Genomic DNA, 18,799 nt, shown 5'->3' with positions numbered 1-18,799 from the left:
CATAACACTTAGGAGCGGGTCCTTCCACCACTCGTGCGCATTTTTTACAGGAAGAAATGAGAGATTTCAAATCAGCTGGACCGTAAACCTGAACGCTCTAACAGGATTCTGAGATTTACAAATGATTTGCGGCCTTGTTCAAGGCGTCCGCCGACTCCGTCACTTTGACGGTAGATGAGCCTATGAGATCAATGATCTCCCCAAGAGAACCCATTTCGGATTTCACACGCTCCGTCTCATTGAGACTGCTCCGCATGGATTCCGTGATCCCATCGAACACTTGCCGGGCTTCAGAAGCCTCCTTCTGCCCGCTCTCCACAAGCGCCCTTACTTCATGGATCGCACCGGCGACAGTTCCGGTAATCCGGTTAGAATGCGCGATAAGATCGGAAATACGGCTGACCGTATGCTTCGTATCATCGGAAAGCTTCTGCACTTCCCCCGCTACGACGGCGAATCCTCTTCCCTGCTCGCCGGCCCGCGCCGCTTCAATAGATGCGTTCAAAGACAACAGCTTCGTCTGATTGGCTATTTCCTGCACGCTCACGGCAATGGTTTGAATTTGTCTGGCCGATTCACTCAACTGCCCGACGGATTTCTCCATCATTTGGGCGCCTGACGTAATGGTTTCCATACGCTGCTCCAAATCACGGATTTTGGCATGACCCCTAAGCGCCATCTGCTGAGTTTCTCTTGATTTATCAAAGCTGTGACGAAACGAATTCTGCACTTCTCCGCTGCTTGAGATCAGTTCACGTACGGAGGTACTGGTCTGCTGTGTCAGGGCCGATAATTCTTCGCTTACGTCCGAAATTTTGCTTTTAACCTCATTCTTGATCCTTTGATACTGCATTTGCTTCTGACGCTCATTCTCCTGTTCGTAAGCCTCCAGCACAAGCTGCTGCTCAAAATTCAGAAGTTTGGATACAACGGTGATCAGCTGCAGACTATCCTGGCCATGCGGGAATAAATTATGTATGAGTTGAAGAAAGGCGTTCTGCAGATTCTGAAAAGCGCCCATATACCACTTCGGAGCAAGTCCAATCCGCTGGTGAACCTCTGCAATCCGAAGTCTTTTGGCAATAAAATCGGCATCCACTCGCCCGGAGAACATTTCGATCAAATGCTCTCTCAGCGTTTGTCTGAGTCGTTCTACCGTACTTTGATCTTCAATAATCTTCTTGAGACTCTGCACGTTAAGCACCGATTGATAGAAAGCTTCCACGATGACATCAATGTGTTCCGCTATAAGAGGCTGCACGGCACGAAGGACCAACATGTCTTCCTGCGTAAGCCCGATCATCCGGACCTGCTGACCCATCTCCAGATCCGCACCGACATCCAGAACACCTGTCCCTTTCTGCTTCGCCTGACTTAACAATTCACTGCTGCCAGTTGCAGTCCCGCCGGATTTTTTTGAGAAAAAATGAAAAGGACAACGGCTCATCTGCTATCACTCCAACCCTAATTTAGTTTCAACTAGTTCTTTGGATCTAGTTTAGCATACTTTGTTCAATGTTTGTATAATGTTTTAATCTAAAATGTGCCTTTTATTTGTTTATTAGCAGATTACTAACAAAGCCTAGTAAGATCAAAGTTTACTTATGCTGGACAACAAAAAACCGGCCTTCCCTCCCAGGATAGCCGGTTTACTCGTTATGATTTTTTAAGAATGGATTCGATAGCTTCCAGTTCATCCGAACTAAATGCCAGATTACGGACAGCGGCCGCATTCTCCACAATTTGTGACGGCCTGCTTGCTCCTATCAGAGCGGATGTCACGCGACCTTCTCGAAGCACCCAGGCCAGGGCCATTTGCGCGAGAGATTGTTCACGCTGCGCCGCGATCTCACCCAGCTGCCGGATCTGCCGGAGTTTCTCCTCCGTGACGTCTTGTTCGTTCAAGAAGATAGACGGCTTGGCCACGCGGGAATCCGCCGGAATACCGTCCAGGTATTTGTTCGTCAGTAATCCCTGAGCCAGAGGAACATAAGCGATACTTCCAACCCCCTCTTCGCTCAGCACATCCTGCAGCCCGTTCTCGATCCAGCGGTTAAACATAGAATAGGCGGGCTGGTTAATGAGCAGGGGTGTACCGAGCTCTTTGAGAATGCGCACAGCTTCTGCGGTTTGCTGCGCATCGTAGTTCGAGACGCCCACATACAAAGCTTTACCTTGACGCACGAACGAATCCAGCGCCATCATCGTTTCTTCCAGCGGCGTTTCGGGATCGAACCGGTGTGAATAAAAAATATCCACATAATCCAGTCCCATCCGCTTCAGGCTCTGATCCAGACTGGCAGTCAGGTTCTTGCGGGAACCCCATTCACCATAAGGCCCTTCCCACATCAGATAGCCCGCTTTTGAAGAAATAATCAGTTCATCGCGGTAGGAGGCCAGATCGCTTTTGAGAATGCGACCAAAATTCTCTTCCGCTGATCCTGGCGGCGGTCCATAGTTGTTCGCAAGATCAAAATGGGTGATGCCCAGATCAAAGGCGGTACGGATCATAGCCCGGCTGTTCTCAAAAGCATCCGCACCTCCGAAATTATGCCACAAGCCGAGCGAAATAGCAGGCAGCTTCAAGCCAGAGCGGCCTGCACGGTTATAAGGCATCGTGCTGTAACGTTCTGAATGGGCCAAATAAGTAGACATGTGTTACACCTCCGGTATTATAGTTGCTTCAAATTTCTATCGCTCTCTTCAAACGCAGCGTCAGGCTTCTTCTCCCCGCCAGTCAAACCCGACTGCGTTAAGAAAAGCGCGGGCAATCGCCATATGCCCGGACTGGTTAGGATGAACGCGGTCCCAGGCGAGGGCTGCCGCATAGTTGTGCTTCAGGAGTTGGTCCATCGCCGCCTGAGTATCTACAAATACCGTATCATACTTCTCGGCGATGCGCCGGACAACTGCCCCGTATGCATCCATCGTAGCTCTCATCGGGTCCTGCTCGTTCGGCTCCAAATAGAAAGGAGTCATCAGTACGAGACCTTTTAGCTGTGATCTAGTCTCGAATACAAGCTTCTCCAGCACTTCTGCGTACTCTTCCAAGTATACATGTTTCTCCGTCATTAGCGGAGCGTCGTACTGCCTCCATACATCATTTATTCCAATCAGGATCGACAGCCAATCCGGCTTAAGATCCAGAACATCGCTCTTCCAGCGTTCTTGAAGATCGCGGACCGTATTGCCGCTTATCCCCATATTGATGACGCGGATTCCCAGCGAAGGATATGCGGATTGAAGCAGCGAATCCGTCTGCATCACATAACCGCTTCCGCGCGCTTCCACTCTGCCTTCCCCATACGGCCGCGCACGGCCGCAATCGGTAATCGAATCACCAATCATAACCAATTTGTCACGTTTCTCGAATCTCATGTGTTAGACGCCCTCCTTATGACCTGCCTCTAGCTATTTCGCCTTTGAGGGACAAATCCCCTGCCGCAGCGCAAATAAAAAACAGCTCCCCGTGAAAGCTGTTCGATCTTTAACCGGCCATATTATTCTTGGCATCCTGCGGACTATAGACGGAGATATGATCAACGAGACCGGTAGACTTAGGAATGACGACCTTCAGTTGAAAGTCACCTGCCGGATACGTATAGATCGTATCTTCACCGTTGACTGTCGTATCCGCCGGTTCGCCGAGAGCCTGCTTGACTGCTGTTACATTATATTGATTCAACGATGCGGCATAGGAACGCACATCAAAAATCTTCATGCCCTTATTGAAGCCGAAAGTAATCTTCTCTTTAGAATAGGTGGCGTACATGCCCTTACCCGCACTTTCCTGCTTATCGGGTTTGCCCCATTTCCGCTCGACTTCATCGAATAAGTCGATGTGGGCTGCAAACTCCGAACCCTTAACCTCACCCTTACGGGCCAGAGCCAGGATGCTTTTCAATTCAGATGAAGCCTTGCTCTCCGTATTTCCTGTTCCATCAGGCGTTGTCGATGGAGCTGGCGCTGTCTCTGAAGGAGATGCAGTCGGTGCCGGTGCCGATGTCGGTGCCGGTGTCGCGCTTACCGCAGGTGTAGGGCTTGCCTCAGGCGGCGGGCTGGCATTCGAACTGCAGGCAGACAGGGATAAAGGAACTAGTAAAGCGGCAGTCAGGGGAATGCTGTAGAATCCTCGCTTTTGCCGGTTATATTTCATACTGATTCACTCCCTTTTCTAATGCTTCATTACCCTTGATCGGCAGGGAGTCAAACAAAACAACCCGAAGATCAGGCAGGCACTGACTCTTTGTTGAGAAGAAGAGATCCAACTGCATGTATATCTATCAGAGAACAGACCACGATTTGCCGCCATCTTTGGTCTGGACGAGAACCGAGCGTTTCTGATCTTTGGTTTCCAGCAGAATCCAGCCTACGTTCTCCGAAATAAACTGCATTTGGGTCAGTTGCGGATATTTACTCCACGTCTTCGATAAAATTTTATCCTCGTTAAGAGGCGTCCATGTCAAACCTTTGTCAGAAGAATGATAAACCAGATTCTTATTCAAATACCAGCCGTTCGTATCGTTCAGAAAAAACGGAAGAGTAAACGCGTTGGAAGCTTTCTCCGTCCGGATTTTAAAAGGCGTATACGTCCAGCTTGCCCCTCCGTCTTCCGTAAACAAGCCATGGAATTGATCGGTATCACTGTTCGGGCAAGTCAGCGGAATCCAGCCATTGGAACGATCCGTTCCGAAGAACACCGGCTGCAGAACGTCTACGACCTCACAAGCCTGCATTTGTTTGTTCTCATCCAGGACTTGACCGGCGTTCCAGCTCATTCCTCCGTCATCCGTCCGGTAGAGCTTCGGCTGTCCTTTAACTTCCATGGATAACCAGCCGTTCTTATCATTCTGGAACGTCATTCCGGTGACTGTCCCCCCCTGCGGAAGCGATGAGTCCGCTATACGCCGCCAGGTAGTGCCTGCATTGGAAGTAGCATAGAGGATATGACCCGAATCGGCTTGCTGCGGGTCCGCTATACTGAGCAGCCAGCCGCTTTGCGGCGTCCGGAAATCAAGCACGACCGGGTTCATCCCTTCCCCCAGCTCGGCAGCTTTCCAACTCGCGCCGCCGTCCTCCGTATGAAAGATCGTCGCGTGTTTATTATCAAGGTCACTGCGTACTACCCAGCCCCGCTGCTTATCCAGAAAAGAGACGGACTGGCCGTAACCGGGGGCGAACTTGAAATCATTCGCTGTGGGCGGGGATACATTCTGCCAGCTCTGGCCGCCGTCCTCCGTCCGGTACATGCGCAGCGCTTCCTTGGTCACCCCCCATGCGTAGCCGTTTCTTTCGTCAATCAGATGAAAATCCAGCAATCGGGTCTGGATTTGGAATTCCGACGGTGTTTCTTTCTTCGTATCGACGCCGGGTGAAGTACTCGGCGGCGGAGTTGGAGTCTGGCTCGGCGGCGGTGTCAGGGTCGGAACCGCCTGCCTCTCTGTATCCGTGCATCCAAACAGCATACCTGCCAGTATGAGGCTGGTTAAGATTAGAATAGTTCTGCTTCTCATGTTTGTACCTCCTGCCGTGCGTTCAACCGGACGCTTCCGGCGTTTCTGCCATGTCATTTCCAAGCGCATCCGGGCTTCTTTCTTTTCTTATTGTAATGAATTTTGCCGGCAGCTTCCACCTTATCCGTCTTCAGGCGGCTATAATCCGGCAAAACGCCCCATACTAAGAAAGTTGTCTCTCCCCAACTTCTTATACCCTCTCCATGTTTTCGGGAAAAGGTCAACACTGTTTCTCTAGACCCACACGGGTTCTGTCCGTTACGATAGAATTCACCGAATACTGCTGCACTTGGAGGAAGACGGATTGGAAGCTTATAACGAACTTAAAGAAGGCGAGCGAGGCGCCTGGACGTCGATTATCGCTTATATCGCGCTGTCCGCGCTCAAATTATGGATCGGCTACACCGCCGGCTCAAGTGCGCTGACAGCGGACGGGTTAAACAACACAACGGATCTTGTCGCATCTATAGCCGTATTAATCGGCTTACGCATATCCAGAAGGCCCCCCGACAAGGACCATCCCTATGGTCATTTCCGTGCAGAAACAGTCGCCGCACTCGTCGCATCCTTCATTATGTTTGCCGTCGGCATACAAGTATTTATTGGAGCGGTCAGGTCCTTCGGCGCACCGGTGATTGAGACGCCGGATATGATCGCCGCATGGACAGCCCTTGCTTGTGCAGCCGTTATGTACGGCGTCTACCTTTACAATATCCGTCTGGCACGAAAAATCAACAACAAAGCGTTAACAGCCGCCGCTTATGACAATCGTTCCGATGCTTATGTAAGTCTAGCCGCATTCGCTGGAATACTCGGTGCGCAAATGGGTCTGCCGTGGCTGGATCCTTGTACCGCTCTGCTTGTCGCTATCCTGATCTGCAAGACGGCCTGGGGTATTTTTATTGATGCCTCCCATGCACTTACGGACGGATTTGACGATACCAAACTGGAATCGTTCAAGAACACGGTAGCCGAGACGCCCGGTGTCGAATCCATTGAAGACCTCAGAGCACGTGTTCATGGCAATCAGGTGCTTGTGGATGTCGTCATTGTTGTGGACCACCGCTTAAATGTTGCGGAAAGCCACGATATTGCGGAGCATGTGGAGAAGCGGATGTTTAATAAGCACAAGGTGGGGCATGTCCACGTTCATATCGAGCCTTCGAGTTCCTAGATCAGACTTAGGGCGGATACGAATTTGTTCATAAGAAACCGTCCCGATCATGCAGCGGGACGGTTTTTTAAATGGAAGTGAAAGCAGAGCCCGGCAGTCAGATAACGAAATCCAGCACTTCCAGATAGGGCCGATAGCTTGTGGTGCCGGACAGGGGAGGTGCATACACATGCAGACTAACCACACGGCTTTCTCCTTCATTACGCATCTGATGGATTTGACCTCTGGGCGCATACATATATTCTCCCTCAGTCAAAGCTGCTGCCATAAAAGGTTCGGGATAACCGGACCGGTCTAATTCGTACCACACATTCAGCAGATTTCCTTCTATAATTCTGGCGCACCCTGCCGATTGTCCGTGGTCGTGGATAGCTGTCTGGCTTCCGGCGGGAATATGGATCGCGATAACCTCCACCTCATCCGTCCGGCAAAGGACCTGCCTCCCGTAAGGCAGGTGTCCGGGTGCGGCATCGCATAAGGCCGACATATCTTTCTCCAGCGGTAAGGATTCCAATGCGATTCTGAGTTCATTTAAAGTAGGTCGTTTGATAGCGGCGAATGTTTCACGGATACAGCCTGTGATTTCCATACAGTGTATGCCTCCTGTTTATCAGCTGTTCTTATCCATTCGATAAAGGGATTTGATACAGAGTATGGGCCATGTGATTGTTTGGTTCCCGTGCAGGGAGAAAGATTGAAAAATTGCAATTATGAGGATCGCGTTTTATTTGATATGCGGCGGCGATCCCTTTTTGTATTACACGAATCGTAGTTTCGTACAGAACCTAAATCAAAGACCCGGAAGAATACCTTCCGGGTCTTTGTCTGCCTTTCATGGAGGATAACGCTCCGCCGCCGGTCTTACAACGCACCAGGCGGAGGATGACGCTCCCCGCTTCGGCCCGGCTTACGAACGTCAGACACACCGGTTCAGCGGTGCAACTGAACGCTTCGCAAGCCAGGCACTCAGGCTGCCGTCACGCATACGCGCACAATATTCCGCCGTTGATCAAACGCGGTGAAGCTGCTGCTTCTCTTGGCGGTTGAGCCCAAGCGCATGCTCCACCGCTTCCGCGACAGAACCTGCCGCGCGACTAGCGCCCGCTTTGACGTCGTCATGACTGTGCTGCATAACATAGCTGTGCGGAGTAACAGCGAACATCGGCAAATCGTTGAAAGAATCGCCGATGCAAACGGCTTCTTCCGGCCGCAAGCCCAGGTGCTCGAGCAGTATAGTGAGACCTGTACCTTTGGAAACGCCTGAAGGCATCAGATCCAAACAGTCACGGTCAGAGACTACGGCCTCTACATGCCCTTCGAACTTCGTATGCAGTTCCTCCTGCAGGGCCTCAAGCTCACCGATCGGCCCGAAAAGCGAGAACTTGCACACTCCAAGAGATCCCGCAGCGATCTGCCGGTCAATATCCGCGTTAATGAGCACTGGACTCATTTGCCGGGCTTCGTAGGGCGCCGACTGCTTCGTGCTTGCGGGAAGCCGGATAGACTCATCCGAGCAGCATATGAAGGCCACGAATTCACGTAAACGAACCGTATCGTAGAGAAGCCCAGCAAGCTCCGGCGGGAAGCTGGAGGATGCCAGCTTCTCCGATTCCAGCGTGTATACAGCCGCGCCGTTCTGAGAGATTCCATACGCCGGTATTGCAATCTCCTCCATTACTTTCTTCATATCCGGGTACATACGGCCCGATGCCATACACAGCTTAATTCCCTGACTGGCGGCCTCCCGCAATTTAGCAGCATCCGAATCGGCAACTTGTCTATGATGATTCATTAATGTACCATCGAGGTCGGTAACGATCAGTTTAATCATGCTGTTCTTCCTCCCGTACAATAATCAGCTCTACACTGTGGCGCTCAAGCAGTTGTAGCATATCCTCCTCCGGTGCCCGGTCCGTGACGACAATGTCTACATCGTCCAGACTAGCTACCTTGTAAAACATCCGCTTGCCGAATTTGGTATGATCCGCCAGGACAATAACACGGTCCGCCCGCCGGATCATTTCGCGCTTGACCGCCCCGTCTTCATCGTGCGGATAAGTCAAGCCATCGGCCGTAATGCCGCAGGCGCCCAGGAACAATGTATCCGCATAATATTCGGATAGCTGTGCCAAAGTCGCGGACCCGCACAAATAGCGGTGCTCGCGTTCGAGCTGTCCGCCAAGCAGATAAACCTGCACGCTTTCTTTATCCGTAAGCCGATCCGCAATGTCGATTGAATTGGTCACAATCACATTGTTACAGCCTGTCATTTGCTCTGCCAGCGTCAGCACCGTCGTTGAAGTGTCCAGGAATAAATAATGGCCGTCCCGGATAAGTCCGGCAGCCGCCCGTCCGATCATTTTCTTCTCGCTTGACGATGTCTGAAGCCGTGTCTTGTATACGCCCACATCCTTATGGAGGGTGGGAAGTATCGCACCTCCGCGGGTTCTGACCAGCCAGCCGAGTTCCTCCATCCGGACCAGATCCCGTCTGGCCGTGTCTCTCGATACATGATACAACTCGCATATTTCGCGAACCTCCACACGGCGGTGCTCACGCAAGTAAGCCATAATGGCTTCCATTCGTTCTTCCTGATACATCTTCTCCGCCCCTCTCCTTGCAGATACACCAAGCACAATGACTTGCTTATTTATAAGTAATTATAAGCTATTGTAAGCCAATTAGTCAATTAATACGCAAAAAAGAGAACTTCAGCCGCAGCTGGTTCTCCTTTTTACGGTCATTATAAGGCAAGTAAGTATTCCGGATAAGTCATTCAAGCTATAACCCGCAGAACCGATTTATAATCGTTCGGAGATGGATTCGATCATTTCACGGATCTTGTTTCCCGATTTCTGCAGCTGATTCTCTTCTTCGGCCGTCAAAGGAAGTGTAATAATTTCACGTACACCCGTACGGTCTACGATACACGGTACGCCCAGATAAATATCCGACATGTTATGATAGCTCGAAATAAGCGTAGAAACGTTAAGCACCGCACCTTCGTCACGAAGGATAGCGGTACAGATCCGGTCCAGCGCTAAGGCAATCGCATAATAGGTGGAACCTTTAGCTTCAATAATCTGATAGGCTGCATCGCGCGTATTCTCGAAGATCTCCTTCTTATCGTCCTCATTCAGCTCCAGCGGCAGTCCTGCAAAGTTCGCCAGGCTCCACAGCGGCACCTCTGAATCACCATGCTCCCCGATAATCGAAGCATGAATGCTGCGAGGATCTACGTCCAGCTTCTCACCGATGAGATAGCGGAAACGGGCACTATCCAGCAAGGTTCCTGACCCGATAATGCGGTTAGACGGCCAGCCGGATTTTTTCCAAGTGAAATAGGACATTATATCTACCGGATTCGTGGCCACCAGCAGAATTCCTGTATCGTTATACTTCATGACTTCTTCAACAATGTGATTAAAAATATCCACGTTGCGCTTAAGCAAGTCCAAACGCGTCTCGCCCTGCTTCTGGGCGACTCCCGCACTTATGATAATAATATCGGCCCCTGCACAATCCGAATAATCCCCTGCCCACACATCCACTTTTCCTGTAAAAGGAAGCCCGTGATTCATATCAAGGGCGTCGCCTTTGGCTTTGGCCTGGTTATAATCAATCAGGACAAGCTCTGACATCCGTTCGCGCAGCAGCAATGTATAAGCCGTCGTAGAACCTACCGCTCCCGTACCGATTACTACAATTCGAGTTTTTTTGCCGCTTTCGTTGCTTACTCTTTCGCTAATAGACACTATGCTCATCTCCTTTTAGAGAATCTGGAAATTATTATAAACAAATCTGGTATTAATTGTAGGCCATGGCCGCTTCAAAAGCAATTCGTCCCTTTCTATAAGACGACAAAATAAGCGCTGCACTCCTCCATTAATGTCGATATATCAGGCTGGAATATAGGACCGGCGAACTCCCCTGAAACGGCAGCTTCACGATTAGCCTTAAGTAGAGGGTCCGTAAGCGGCATGCGCTGTGAACTTACGATGATGTCCAGCACAGCCATTTCGACTAATTCCGCTCTGACCGTCCCCCACATCGCCCTGTTCAGCTTTACGGTATTCATCGCTTCAAGGAGTGTCAGATTTTTGAGCCGGTACAGAAATTTCGACCATTTGAGGATATCAAAATGTTTGTCATCCATGGCCATGATACATTCTCCCCATCCGCTTACTCCGTTTGCAGTCAGTTTAAGCAGTCCGTATCTGCAGTTCTCCTTGAATTCTTTGCTATAGTGAATAGAGCAGGGTGCATGGACCTCAAATAGTTGTATACCCGTAATTCGTTCCTCCATAACTGTACGTTCACTCCTTGCAGGTTGTTTAGTAGGCGGGACCCGTAACCACAACCTGAGCCATCAAAAAAAAGCTCCACCCGGCGCGTCAAGACGCACTATGGGGAGCTTCGGGCCGCACGTACCCGCTAATAGGCCCGCATCCAAATAAAGATGCATGGCAAACAAGCCGGACGAGGATCGTTCTCCCAATAACGCTGACGAGGTTAGCTGACGGATTCGGGTCTGAGAGTCCCCTACGGAAGCCATGCTTCCGATTCACCCCATGAATGGTTCCCCCGCTTCTCTAACGAGAATTAAGCGTGAATCTATGAAGAAGTTGAACGAATAAGTTGGTTCTGACGGTCTTGTGTGTATATTAACTCTGCCGCCAAGACCTGTAAATAACTGACCGAGTTTACGAGAGTCTGTTTTCTGCCATGAAAGCCTAAACATAGAGATCATCTCCCTGATTATCTCTAAAATCCTCTCCTTTTCTTAAGTTTACGCGAAATCCCGAGACTATAAACCAAAAACCCCGGTTTCCCGGGGTCTTCGTTACCTTCTTTAGGAAGGAATGTTTAGAAGTGTGCGTGTGTCTTGCCTCCGCCTATCGTAGGTGCGTCCTTGTCGTGATTGCGGAAGTGAAGCATTTTGCGAAGGTAAGGAAGGATGTAATAGTCAGCTCCGAATTTACCGGCATTGGCGCCTGCTGCCAGAACCACCACACCCAGGAGAATCATCCAAGGATTCGTGCTAACCGTTCCGGCAAACATGAACATGAAGTTCATCAATAATCCGAAGAAGACAGCCGTGGTAGTCAATGCCCCGAGAATAAGTCCCAGACCTACCAGAAATTCACCGAATGGAATGGCAAAGTTGATGATTTTAGCATTCGGTAGGGCAAAGTTTTCGATAAAAGCAGTGAAGGTCGGGTAAACCAGCTCATTAGTCGCTTTATCCATAACAGGCTTAGCTGTCGCATTCTTAAGGAATCCTGTTGCATCAAATCCGCCTGTAATCTTACCCCATCCCCCTGTCAGCCAAGCATATCCAAGATATAAACGAAGGATTAATGCAAGACCTGCGGCATATACGTTTGTTCTTAACCAGTTTAACATGTGAATGTTCCCCTTTCGATGTCGAGAGCTCATTTATTGGTTTAATGATTGGGTTAGCAGTTGTCATTACTATGAAAAGCAGTTCGTGCAATTAAAGCCAGTAAGCTTCGGTCAATCCGCATTCAGCCATTCCCTGTACATGATCGTTCGCAGCGGCAATCTCCTGACCGGTTATAGCTTCCTGCACACAATCAAAGCAGAGGTCCCTGTAGCCTTCGGGGTGCTGATGAATTTCGCGAGTGCATGTCCGGCAAAGGGTCGGGGCTGTATTTTGAAGCTTGAGGAGCATCATGATCATCTCTTCCTCTCGTCTATTGATATTGTGAATATTTTCACATAATTAGCTGTAAAAAAGGAACTTTAGCGGAATCCGCCAGGACGGCTGTCAAGATCGGCTGTCGGAGCCCGCCGTCCCGGTGAAGTAAGGCTTCAACCTGCAATCCTCACAAATCCAATGGATCTCGGCTGTCTTTTTCACATCTGATCCGGACCCGCATTCAGGACATCTTCTTGGTTCTCCTTGCGGTTGAGTTGTCTCATTCATGGCTCCTTCACCTTCTTTCGTTGTGTGCTGTCTCTTTCTGATTTCAGTATACGATGGGGGTAATAATGTGTATGTGATATTAATCACACTTACAAAAAAAACCTGTGACCCCTCTCATAGGTGTGATGCCTGTCACGCATGTGATCTGCATCATGTTCAAGATATGGCCATATTGAAATCCCTTTCAATATCATTAAATGTGAAATATATCACAAGGTTGAATTTACCAGAGGTCTATACTTTGTCTTATAAGAAATCATTATTTCTTTTAATTATTGAACTGAACCGGTTCGTCAGGCGCAAATATATAACTTATTGAAGGATTCACATTCGCGCAGAAAAACCAACTTTTTGCAAGATGTACTGCTAGTTGCCCCTGCTCTTCTACTATAAGTAAAGCGAGATGAACAACCATGAGAAACCCGCACGCCGTCTATTTCACGAATGTCCGCTTTTTCCTGATTCTGCTTGTAGTTCTGGTTAACCTGCTCACCGCTCTTCCCGGACTGCCGGATGCGGCACAAGCACTTGTTGCGGGAATCTTTACGTTCCATCTTCCTGTATTCGTACTCGTTACCGGCTTCTTCACCAAAAAATTCTGGGAAACCCCAGACGCGGCGGCCGGACTGCTGCGCATCGGTCTTCAATATCTCTTCTTCCAGACAGTATACTCGCTCCTGGACCTGTTCTGGCTGAAAACACCCGGCATGGAGCATTCGTTCTGGCTGCCCTACTGGATGCTGTGGTTCCTGACGGCGCATTTGGGATGGAAGCTGCTGCTCGTCCCCTTCCGCAAGCTGAAGCACCCGATTGCCGCCGCAGTGCTGCTCGGCGTGGCCGCCGGCTGCTTGCCGGCTGATGCCGGAGCATGGATGGGGATCACCCGCATGCTCGTGTTCTTCCCGTTCTTCCTCGCCGGCTATTACTGGCGGGAAGGCGGCAAGGCTCCGCAGCCGGCAGCTGTCCGGCGCCTGCTGAAGGCCGGGGCCGCGCTGCTGCTGCTTGCGCTGCCGGTGCTCTGGCAGGCGGCGGGCGCAGAAGCCGCCGCAGAGTGGCTCGCAGGCGGCACCGCTTACGCCGATCTCGGCGTGCCCGCGTACGCGGGAGCCGCTATGCGGCTCGCCTTCTACGCCGCCCAGGCCGCCGCTTCGGCCGCCTTCCTGCAGCTGCTGCCGCGTACAGAAAGCCGTGTAACCGTCCTGGGTGGACGGACGGTCTACGTCTTTCTGCTCCATGGCGCGGCGATTAAGCTGCTGGCGGCAGCCGGGCTGCTGGGGCTGCTGACCGAGCGGCTGCATGCGGGCGGAGCCGTCACGGCGGCGGCCATCTTCGCAGCTGCCCTTGCGGCAGCCGGCATCGTTGCCGTCCTCTCGAGCGGCAAGCTTGCGGCCGCCATGCGGCCGGTCATCGAGCCGGACGCGGGCCGGCTGCTCCGCTGGATGCACCTGCAGCCGCGTGAACGCCGTGCACGCGGTACATACTAGCCCGGCAGGGACGGACCGCGACTTCCGCTGATCGTCACTTGTATGCTATGCCGATCCTGTAATGCGCATGCTCTCACCAAACGTAAAGCCCGGATCATCAGGCCGTTCCTGATGATCCGGGCTTTACACGTTCCTCGCAGGCGGGACTTCCCGCTCTGTCACTTAATAGCCGACCGGCTGATCTAATTTTCCTTGTATAGATACAAGCCGCATAAAGATTACGGCCGCCTCCGCTTTGCTCACCCGGTCTCTCGGACGGAATTTACCGTCTGTCTTCTCCATCAGGCCAAGCTCCATCGCCAGATAAGCTTCGCTTTTATGGGTCACCCAGGCTGCATCGTCTGCTTCCAATTCGGCAGCAGAGCTATTCAGCAATCCCGCCAGTTTATCATAGCGGAGCTGCTGGATGAGAATCTTGGCAAGGTATTCACGCAATAGAGGAGTGTCCACTCCGAGAAGTACCTGCTCATCCGCTTTTAGCCTTTTCATATCGATTAGGGTATTCACTGCATAGTAGTAAGGGCTGTCTTTCTTAACATCGGCAAAGAGAACATCCGCGCCCGTGTTCTCCCTGTAATACTCCCGCATAGGATTGACTCCGCGGACAAACATATTCAGCCACTCCCCGTACGTGATACTGGCATCCGGGTTCAGTTTGCCGTTCTCATCGGGAATCAGCACCCCGTGTTTCACAAGCGTACTTAGTTCCTTCTCCGCCCAATGACCCGCAAGGTCTGCCGCTTCAGACGGTTTGGACGGCAATTTCTCGAAGACGGCTTGGGCACGTAACTTGCCTGTAGAGGCATCCAGCACATAATCACGGTCCCCGTTCTTGGCGTAGGTCTGCCGGTAGACAAGTTTGGCTTCTTTGGGAACATAATAGCTATTCGTATAATACCCGCCTATGACCGAATAGCCCAGCTCGACTCCTGTTGCCTGGTTTAATTTGACTACTGCCTCTTCTCTGCTTATGGAAGCAGGTTTAAGCTTGTTCAGTACCTCTTCGTCTATCGATTCATAAGAAGATTCCATACTGTAGAAACTTCCGTCACCGGCGAGCGTAATGGTTGTGGTCTGATTGCCGACCGGAATATTGCGGTAAAATTTTTGAAAAGTAAACGTAAACGGCTTATTCTTATCGTTGCCTTCCGTATCCGGCGCTATGTTCTTCCTATCGATCAGCTTCCAGTCCTGTGCCCGGGGCACTACCGCACCGAATAGTTTCAGAGCTTTGTCCCGGGCTTGGTCATTAGAGATGGTGCGCGGCATTGTATAATTGGAATCAAAAAGGAACCGCCCATTGCTTACCTCAAGAATCTGCCCCGTCTTAGCATCCACAACGGCCGTTATTAAACCCATTCCGCCGGATTGCTCATTCCCCCAGCCCAGACTCCAGACCTCCCGCTTTTGCCCTTGCCATTGATCGATCTCTGTTTTCTGCATCAGCTTCTTCTCTTCCTTGATCACGCCAAGCGCCTCCACCAGAGCCGCTGCTTCCAAAGCGCTCAGCTTGCCTCCTGCAAGCGGCTTAAAGGTACGGAGTTCCTCTGGTATAGCCGTGTAATCTATGTGTGCGCCCCCGTAGGAAGGCTCTTGCTGTATGTATTGACCGGTTTGAGCATCCAGATCTCTGTATGCCCCTATCGGCGAATAGGCGAGAATCCATTCCTCCTTGCCTCCGGTTTTGCGAAGCAGTGTGTATCTCAGATCGACATCCGCATCTTCCTTGTATTTGCCGGCTGCTTGTTCTTTGGTAATGGCAGGCTTAGCAGACGGATAAAAACTATCGGGTGTAAAATTGTTATGAAAAGAAAGGATTTCACCGTTTCCGTTTACTTGAACCGCTATACTCTCATTATCAGTTTGAATCCCGTTCACTTTTTTGTGATAGGTAAAAGAATAAAGCACCGGTCCGAATAAAGGCTGCTGATACCTGTAGATCTCCTCATCGGCAGCCACAAGCTCAGATGTTTGTAAGGAGGGCACAGCTTTTTTAATAAAAGCAACTGCTTTTTCCGCTGCCTCTTGCTCCGTGATTTTGCCCGGATAATAAGGTTCACCCGACTCGGAGTAACGGCCGCCCGGAATGCTGAGAGATAAGATATCACCGCTGCTTGCATCCACGCGGCTGGAGAAGCCTGATGAAGAATTTCCGTCTTTCACTTCCCATTGAATGGACCAGATGGGTCCCGGTTCGGGAGGGAAGCTGTCCGCGGTCGTTCCCAGTTCCGCTCTGACAACCTCCGCTTTGTTCAAAGCCGGGAACAGTTCCCTTAGTCGGGCGATCACCTGATCTTTCGTTATCTTCACTTGTGTCTGAAGCTCCGGACTGTTCGCGTTCTTCACGGCTTGACTGGCGCTCCCCTCGCCTCCAGCCGCCTTCATCTTCTCCTTCCCATATGCGGCGGCAGGGACGGAGTCCGACTGAGCCCGAATTGTCTCCGCAGGCAGCAAAAGACCGACTCCTAACGAGCCGGTCACGGTCAGCAATCCCGCTTTGCGAAAGCTTGATTGAAGCAACTTCTTCATAGGTGATTCCTCTTTTCATCCAAATGTTAGATTTACCCATATTTATTAACGCTTGGATGACGAAAAGGTTGCGATATCGTTACAAGAGAGACAGCGTTTTGCTTTCATCCGACCTGTTTTGATGCCTGTACTCAAGTTCGTCCGGAAATTTCTCTGAGATTTGCTTCTTGTCTCCGTATACATACAGAACATCCCCTGCTTCAATATGAGTATCCGTTTCTTTATCCTTGTAGCGGATTCTAAGCGTTCCCCGCTGTACGAATAGCAGATTGATGTCCTCTTCCCATGTACTTATTTTGTGAATGGGACAATGAACATATTCGGATCCTTCATAGACCGGAATATCAATAATCCAATCATCGTCGTCATTATAAAGCAGTTCGTTAACCGGCAGTTCTTCCACCCCGTCTTCTTCATCCAGCGGGGCGTGAAAACGGTCCTGCAGCTTTTTATGAACTGGTTTAAGCCGAATCACTGCCAGGAGAATCCCGAGAATAGTCGTAATAATAAGAAGTTCCGGTAAGCGGAATCTCTTTTCAAGCAGATTAGACATCAGCGTAATGATAACGGCAAGTGAAAATACACCGAACAGAATGAGAAAAATGCCGATTCTGCGCCGGACCGGATGCCGGAGTATAAGCTCGGATTCTTGGGTGGTAAAACCTGTGCCGGTAAGCATAGAGGTTACCTGAAATCTCGATATAGCACGGTCTAATCCGGTGAGCATCATCAGAACCGCCGAAATTTCAATAACAAGCAGGACGATGACCAAATAAACAAGAATAAGTAACAGTTCCATAATACGCCTCCCAGCTTATGCGTACATCCTTTTTCAATAACCGATCTGTGGGGTATGTGAAACTAACCTGATTTTTCCTGAGTCCCATATTTATTATGTCTCCGTTTATCTGGAAACAGCGTTTCGCTTGACAATTGACTAGGCGCAGGCCGCAATGCGATAATGAGTTCGTCATCTTGAACCACTCAGAAGGGAGCTTTGTTTTGTGACGTTCGGAGCCAGAATGTTAAAAACGGGTATGGCCGTCACGTTAGCCTTGTACCTCAGTACACTGCTTCATACGACAGCCCCCGTTATAGCTGCGGTCGCCGCTATTTTTGCCCTGCAGCCCTCTATTTACCGGTCATGGAGATATTTTCTCGACCAGCTTCAGACCAACACACTCGGCGCAGCTCTGGCGCTTGTTGCAGGTACTTTCTTCTCCAAGCACCCGATCGCAATCGGAATCGTGTGTATCCTTGCCATTATGATTTGCCTCAAGATGAAAATGGAAGCGAATATAGGTCTGACCCTCGTCACCGTTATCGCCGTCATGGATGCTTCCGGCGGACATTGGTGGTTCGCTGTAAACCGGTTTCTGCTGACCTCGCTCGGAGTCGGTTCGGCCTTTATCATTAATATTGTCTTTTTCCCGCCTAATTGGCAGAAGAAATTCATGGAGGAAGTTCATGGGGTGTTCAACAAAATATCCCCTCTGCAGCGAACGGTCATCTCCAATGAAATGAAGGAATCCGTCTTTCAAGAAACAAAAGATGAACTGATCGGCTCTTTGTTCCGGCTTGAGGAGAAGTACAAGCTGTTCGAAGAGGAACAGAAGAAGCTCAAGCGCCTCAAATACCGGGCATCCCGCCGTCTGGTGGTATACAAGCAAATGCTGCATACGCTCCGCAAGGGGCTCGATATTCTACAGCTCGTTGAAGAACATTATTTCCAAGCAACGAGTAAAGCAAACATGAACGCCTTTGTAGACGAGCATTTAGAGGCGCTTACGCAGTATCACGAATATGTGCTGATGAAATTCGAGAAGAAGTTTAAAAATGAATCGTACGAAAGACTTGAAGCTATGGACCAGAAAAACGACAAGTTTCTCCTGACTATTACGGATGCTTCAAGTTCTACCCGCGATCTTCACCGGCTGCTCGTCGTTGCCTCCGGCATTTATGATTACGGCCACCAGATTGTCCGGCTGGATAAGCTCGTGGAGCAATATTATAAGGGGCTTGACGAGAAGGATAAGGAGAAGGATAAGAGCTGACCGCTTCCTGCATACAATAAACAGAGAGTGCAGGCGCCGCCTGCACTCTCATGTTACATGCTCCAGCAACCAGAGAACCCCGCCAGATGCCGGCT

General features: G+C 50.5%; 17 protein-coding genes and 1 riboswitch. Of the genes, 3 read left to right on the top strand and 14 right to left on the bottom strand.

Going from position 1 to position 18,799, the window contains the following annotated elements; all coding sequences use genetic code 11:
* Positions 1-115 precede the first annotated feature (115 nt).
* The 5 genes from AR333_RS12500 to AR333_RS12480 form a co-directional block, all read right to left on the bottom strand.
* Positions 116-1,447, bottom strand: a complete 1,332-nt coding sequence (locus AR333_RS12500; protein ID WP_068775682.1) for a globin-coupled sensor protein — start codon at positions 1,445-1,447, stop codon at positions 116-118.
* A 209-nt stretch (positions 1,448-1,656) separates the two neighbouring features.
* Positions 1,657-2,655, bottom strand: coding sequence for an L-glyceraldehyde 3-phosphate reductase (gene mgrA / locus AR333_RS12495; protein WP_068775681.1), 999 nt, complete (start codon positions 2,653-2,655; stop codon positions 1,657-1,659).
* 60 nt (positions 2,656-2,715) lie between these two features.
* On the bottom strand, positions 2,716-3,378 hold the full coding sequence (locus tag AR333_RS12490) for an SGNH/GDSL hydrolase family protein (protein WP_068775680.1): 663 nt from the start codon (positions 3,376-3,378) through the stop codon (positions 2,716-2,718).
* Between the two features lie 109 nt (positions 3,379-3,487).
* The gene (locus AR333_RS12485; RefSeq protein ID WP_068775679.1) at positions 3,488-4,156 is read right to left on the bottom strand and encodes a YjgB family protein; all 669 of its coding nucleotides are present in this window, start codon (positions 4,154-4,156) and stop codon (positions 3,488-3,490) included.
* A gap of 127 nt (positions 4,157-4,283) precedes the next feature.
* Complete coding sequence (locus AR333_RS12480; RefSeq protein ID WP_068775678.1) at positions 4,284-5,513, bottom strand: YCF48-related protein; 1,230 nt, start codon at positions 5,511-5,513, stop codon at positions 4,284-4,286.
* Between the two features lie 304 nt (positions 5,514-5,817).
* Between AR333_RS12480 and AR333_RS12475 the strand changes: the two genes are divergently transcribed.
* Positions 5,818-6,687 carry a cation diffusion facilitator family transporter gene (locus AR333_RS12475; RefSeq protein ID WP_068775677.1) on the top strand — a complete coding sequence of 290 codons (870 nt, stop codon included), beginning with the start codon at positions 5,818-5,820 and terminating at the stop codon, positions 6,685-6,687.
* Positions 6,688-6,784: 97 nt separating this feature from the next.
* On the opposite strand, the gene AR333_RS12470 is transcribed toward AR333_RS12475, so the two are convergent.
* From AR333_RS12470 to AR333_RS12440, 7 genes are all read right to left on the bottom strand, one after another.
* On the bottom strand, positions 6,785-7,276 hold the full coding sequence (locus tag AR333_RS12470) for a cysteine dioxygenase family protein (RefSeq protein ID WP_068775676.1): 492 nt from the start codon (positions 7,274-7,276) through the stop codon (positions 6,785-6,787).
* 420 nt (positions 7,277-7,696) lie between these two features.
* Positions 7,697-8,518, bottom strand: a complete 822-nt coding sequence (locus AR333_RS12465) for a Cof-type HAD-IIB family hydrolase (protein ID WP_068775675.1) — start codon at positions 8,516-8,518, stop codon at positions 7,697-7,699.
* On the bottom strand, positions 8,511-9,287 hold the full coding sequence (locus tag AR333_RS12460; RefSeq protein ID WP_068775674.1) for a DeoR/GlpR family DNA-binding transcription regulator: 777 nt from the start codon (positions 9,285-9,287) through the stop codon (positions 8,511-8,513). Before AR333_RS12460 ends, AR333_RS12465 begins: the two co-directional genes overlap by 8 nt.
* Before the next feature lie 201 nt (positions 9,288-9,488).
* Positions 9,489-10,451, bottom strand: a complete 963-nt coding sequence (locus AR333_RS12455) for an L-lactate dehydrogenase (protein ID WP_068775673.1) — start codon at positions 10,449-10,451, stop codon at positions 9,489-9,491.
* Positions 10,452-10,537: 86 nt separating this feature from the next.
* Positions 10,538-10,993, bottom strand: a complete 456-nt coding sequence (locus AR333_RS12450; protein ID WP_068775672.1) for a hypothetical protein — start codon at positions 10,991-10,993, stop codon at positions 10,538-10,540.
* Positions 10,994-11,173: 180 nt separating this feature from the next.
* Positions 11,174-11,306, bottom strand: a riboswitch (cyclic di-AMP (ydaO/yuaA leader).
* A 247-nt stretch (positions 11,307-11,553) separates the two neighbouring features.
* Positions 11,554-12,093 carry a DoxX family protein gene (locus AR333_RS12445; RefSeq protein WP_068775671.1) on the bottom strand — a complete coding sequence of 180 codons (540 nt, stop codon included), beginning with the start codon at positions 12,091-12,093 and terminating at the stop codon, positions 11,554-11,556.
* A gap of 91 nt (positions 12,094-12,184) precedes the next feature.
* Positions 12,185-12,391, bottom strand: a complete 207-nt coding sequence (locus AR333_RS12440) for a hypothetical protein (RefSeq protein WP_216638974.1) — start codon at positions 12,389-12,391, stop codon at positions 12,185-12,187.
* Between the two features lie 659 nt (positions 12,392-13,050).
* Between AR333_RS12440 and AR333_RS12435 the strand changes: the two genes are divergently transcribed.
* The gene (locus AR333_RS12435; protein WP_068775669.1) at positions 13,051-14,121 is read left to right on the top strand and encodes an acyltransferase family protein; all 1,071 of its coding nucleotides are present in this window, start codon (positions 13,051-13,053) and stop codon (positions 14,119-14,121) included.
* A gap of 162 nt (positions 14,122-14,283) precedes the next feature.
* Here the strand turns inward: AR333_RS12435 and AR333_RS12430 are convergent, their stop codons facing one another.
* Both AR333_RS12430 and AR333_RS12425 read right to left on the bottom strand, forming a co-directional pair.
* A complete protein-coding gene (locus AR333_RS12430; RefSeq protein ID WP_068775668.1) occupies positions 14,284-16,650 on the bottom strand; it encodes a YcdB/YcdC domain-containing protein in 2,367 nt (788 codons plus the stop codon).
* 79 nt (positions 16,651-16,729) lie between these two features.
* Positions 16,730-17,449 carry a hypothetical protein gene (locus tag AR333_RS12425; protein ID WP_068775667.1) on the bottom strand — a complete coding sequence of 240 codons (720 nt, stop codon included), beginning with the start codon at positions 17,447-17,449 and terminating at the stop codon, positions 16,730-16,732.
* A 205-nt stretch (positions 17,450-17,654) separates the two neighbouring features.
* Here AR333_RS12425 and AR333_RS12420 point away from each other — a divergent pair, with 205 nt between their 5' ends.
* Positions 17,655-18,704 carry an aromatic acid exporter family protein gene (locus AR333_RS12420; RefSeq protein ID WP_156430892.1) on the top strand — a complete coding sequence of 350 codons (1,050 nt, stop codon included), beginning with the start codon at positions 17,655-17,657 and terminating at the stop codon, positions 18,702-18,704.
* Positions 18,705-18,799: the final 95 nt, after the last annotated feature.

The organism is Paenibacillus sp. FJAT-26967 (assembly GCF_001541095.1).
Classification (GTDB): domain Bacteria; phylum Bacillota; class Bacilli; order Paenibacillales; family NBRC-103111; genus Paenibacillus_F.
The sequence above is the reverse complement of the archived record's forward strand: the minus strand, read 5'-3'. Positions and strand labels throughout refer to the sequence as shown.

Coding starts and splice junctions, on each gene's coding strand:
- AR333_RS12425 (WP_068775667.1), bottom strand. CDS start 17,449: ATGGAACTGTTACTTATTCTTGTTTATTTGGTCATCGTCCTGCTTGTT.
- AR333_RS12455 (WP_068775673.1), bottom strand. CDS start 10,451: ATGAGCATAGTGTCTATTAGCGAAAGAGTAAGCAACGAAAGCGGCAAA.
- AR333_RS12480 (WP_068775678.1), bottom strand. CDS start 5,513: ATGAGAAGCAGAACTATTCTAATCTTAACCAGCCTCATACTGGCAGGT.
- AR333_RS12485 (WP_068775679.1), bottom strand. CDS start 4,156: ATGAAATATAACCGGCAAAAGCGAGGATTCTACAGCATTCCCCTGACT.
- AR333_RS12440 (WP_216638974.1), bottom strand. CDS start 12,391: ATGATCATGATGCTCCTCAAGCTTCAAAATACAGCCCCGACCCTTTGC.
- AR333_RS12445 (WP_068775671.1), bottom strand. CDS start 12,093: ATGTTAAACTGGTTAAGAACAAACGTATATGCCGCAGGTCTTGCATTA.
- AR333_RS12465 (WP_068775675.1), bottom strand. CDS start 8,518: ATGATTAAACTGATCGTTACCGACCTCGATGGTACATTAATGAATCAT.
- AR333_RS12435 (WP_068775669.1), top strand. CDS start 13,051: ATGAGAAACCCGCACGCCGTCTATTTCACGAATGTCCGCTTTTTCCTG.
- AR333_RS12470 (WP_068775676.1), bottom strand. CDS start 7,276: ATGGAAATCACAGGCTGTATCCGTGAAACATTCGCCGCTATCAAACGA.
- AR333_RS12460 (WP_068775674.1), bottom strand. CDS start 9,287: ATGTATCAGGAAGAACGAATGGAAGCCATTATGGCTTACTTGCGTGAG.
- AR333_RS12500 (WP_068775682.1), bottom strand. CDS start 1,447: ATGAGCCGTTGTCCTTTTCATTTTTTCTCAAAAAAATCCGGCGGGACT.
- AR333_RS12490 (WP_068775680.1), bottom strand. CDS start 3,378: ATGAGATTCGAGAAACGTGACAAATTGGTTATGATTGGTGATTCGATT.
- AR333_RS12430 (WP_068775668.1), bottom strand. CDS start 16,650: ATGAAGAAGTTGCTTCAATCAAGCTTTCGCAAAGCGGGATTGCTGACC.
- mgrA (WP_068775681.1), bottom strand. CDS start 2,655: ATGTCTACTTATTTGGCCCATTCAGAACGTTACAGCACGATGCCTTAT.
- AR333_RS12450 (WP_068775672.1), bottom strand. CDS start 10,993: ATGGAGGAACGAATTACGGGTATACAACTATTTGAGGTCCATGCACCC.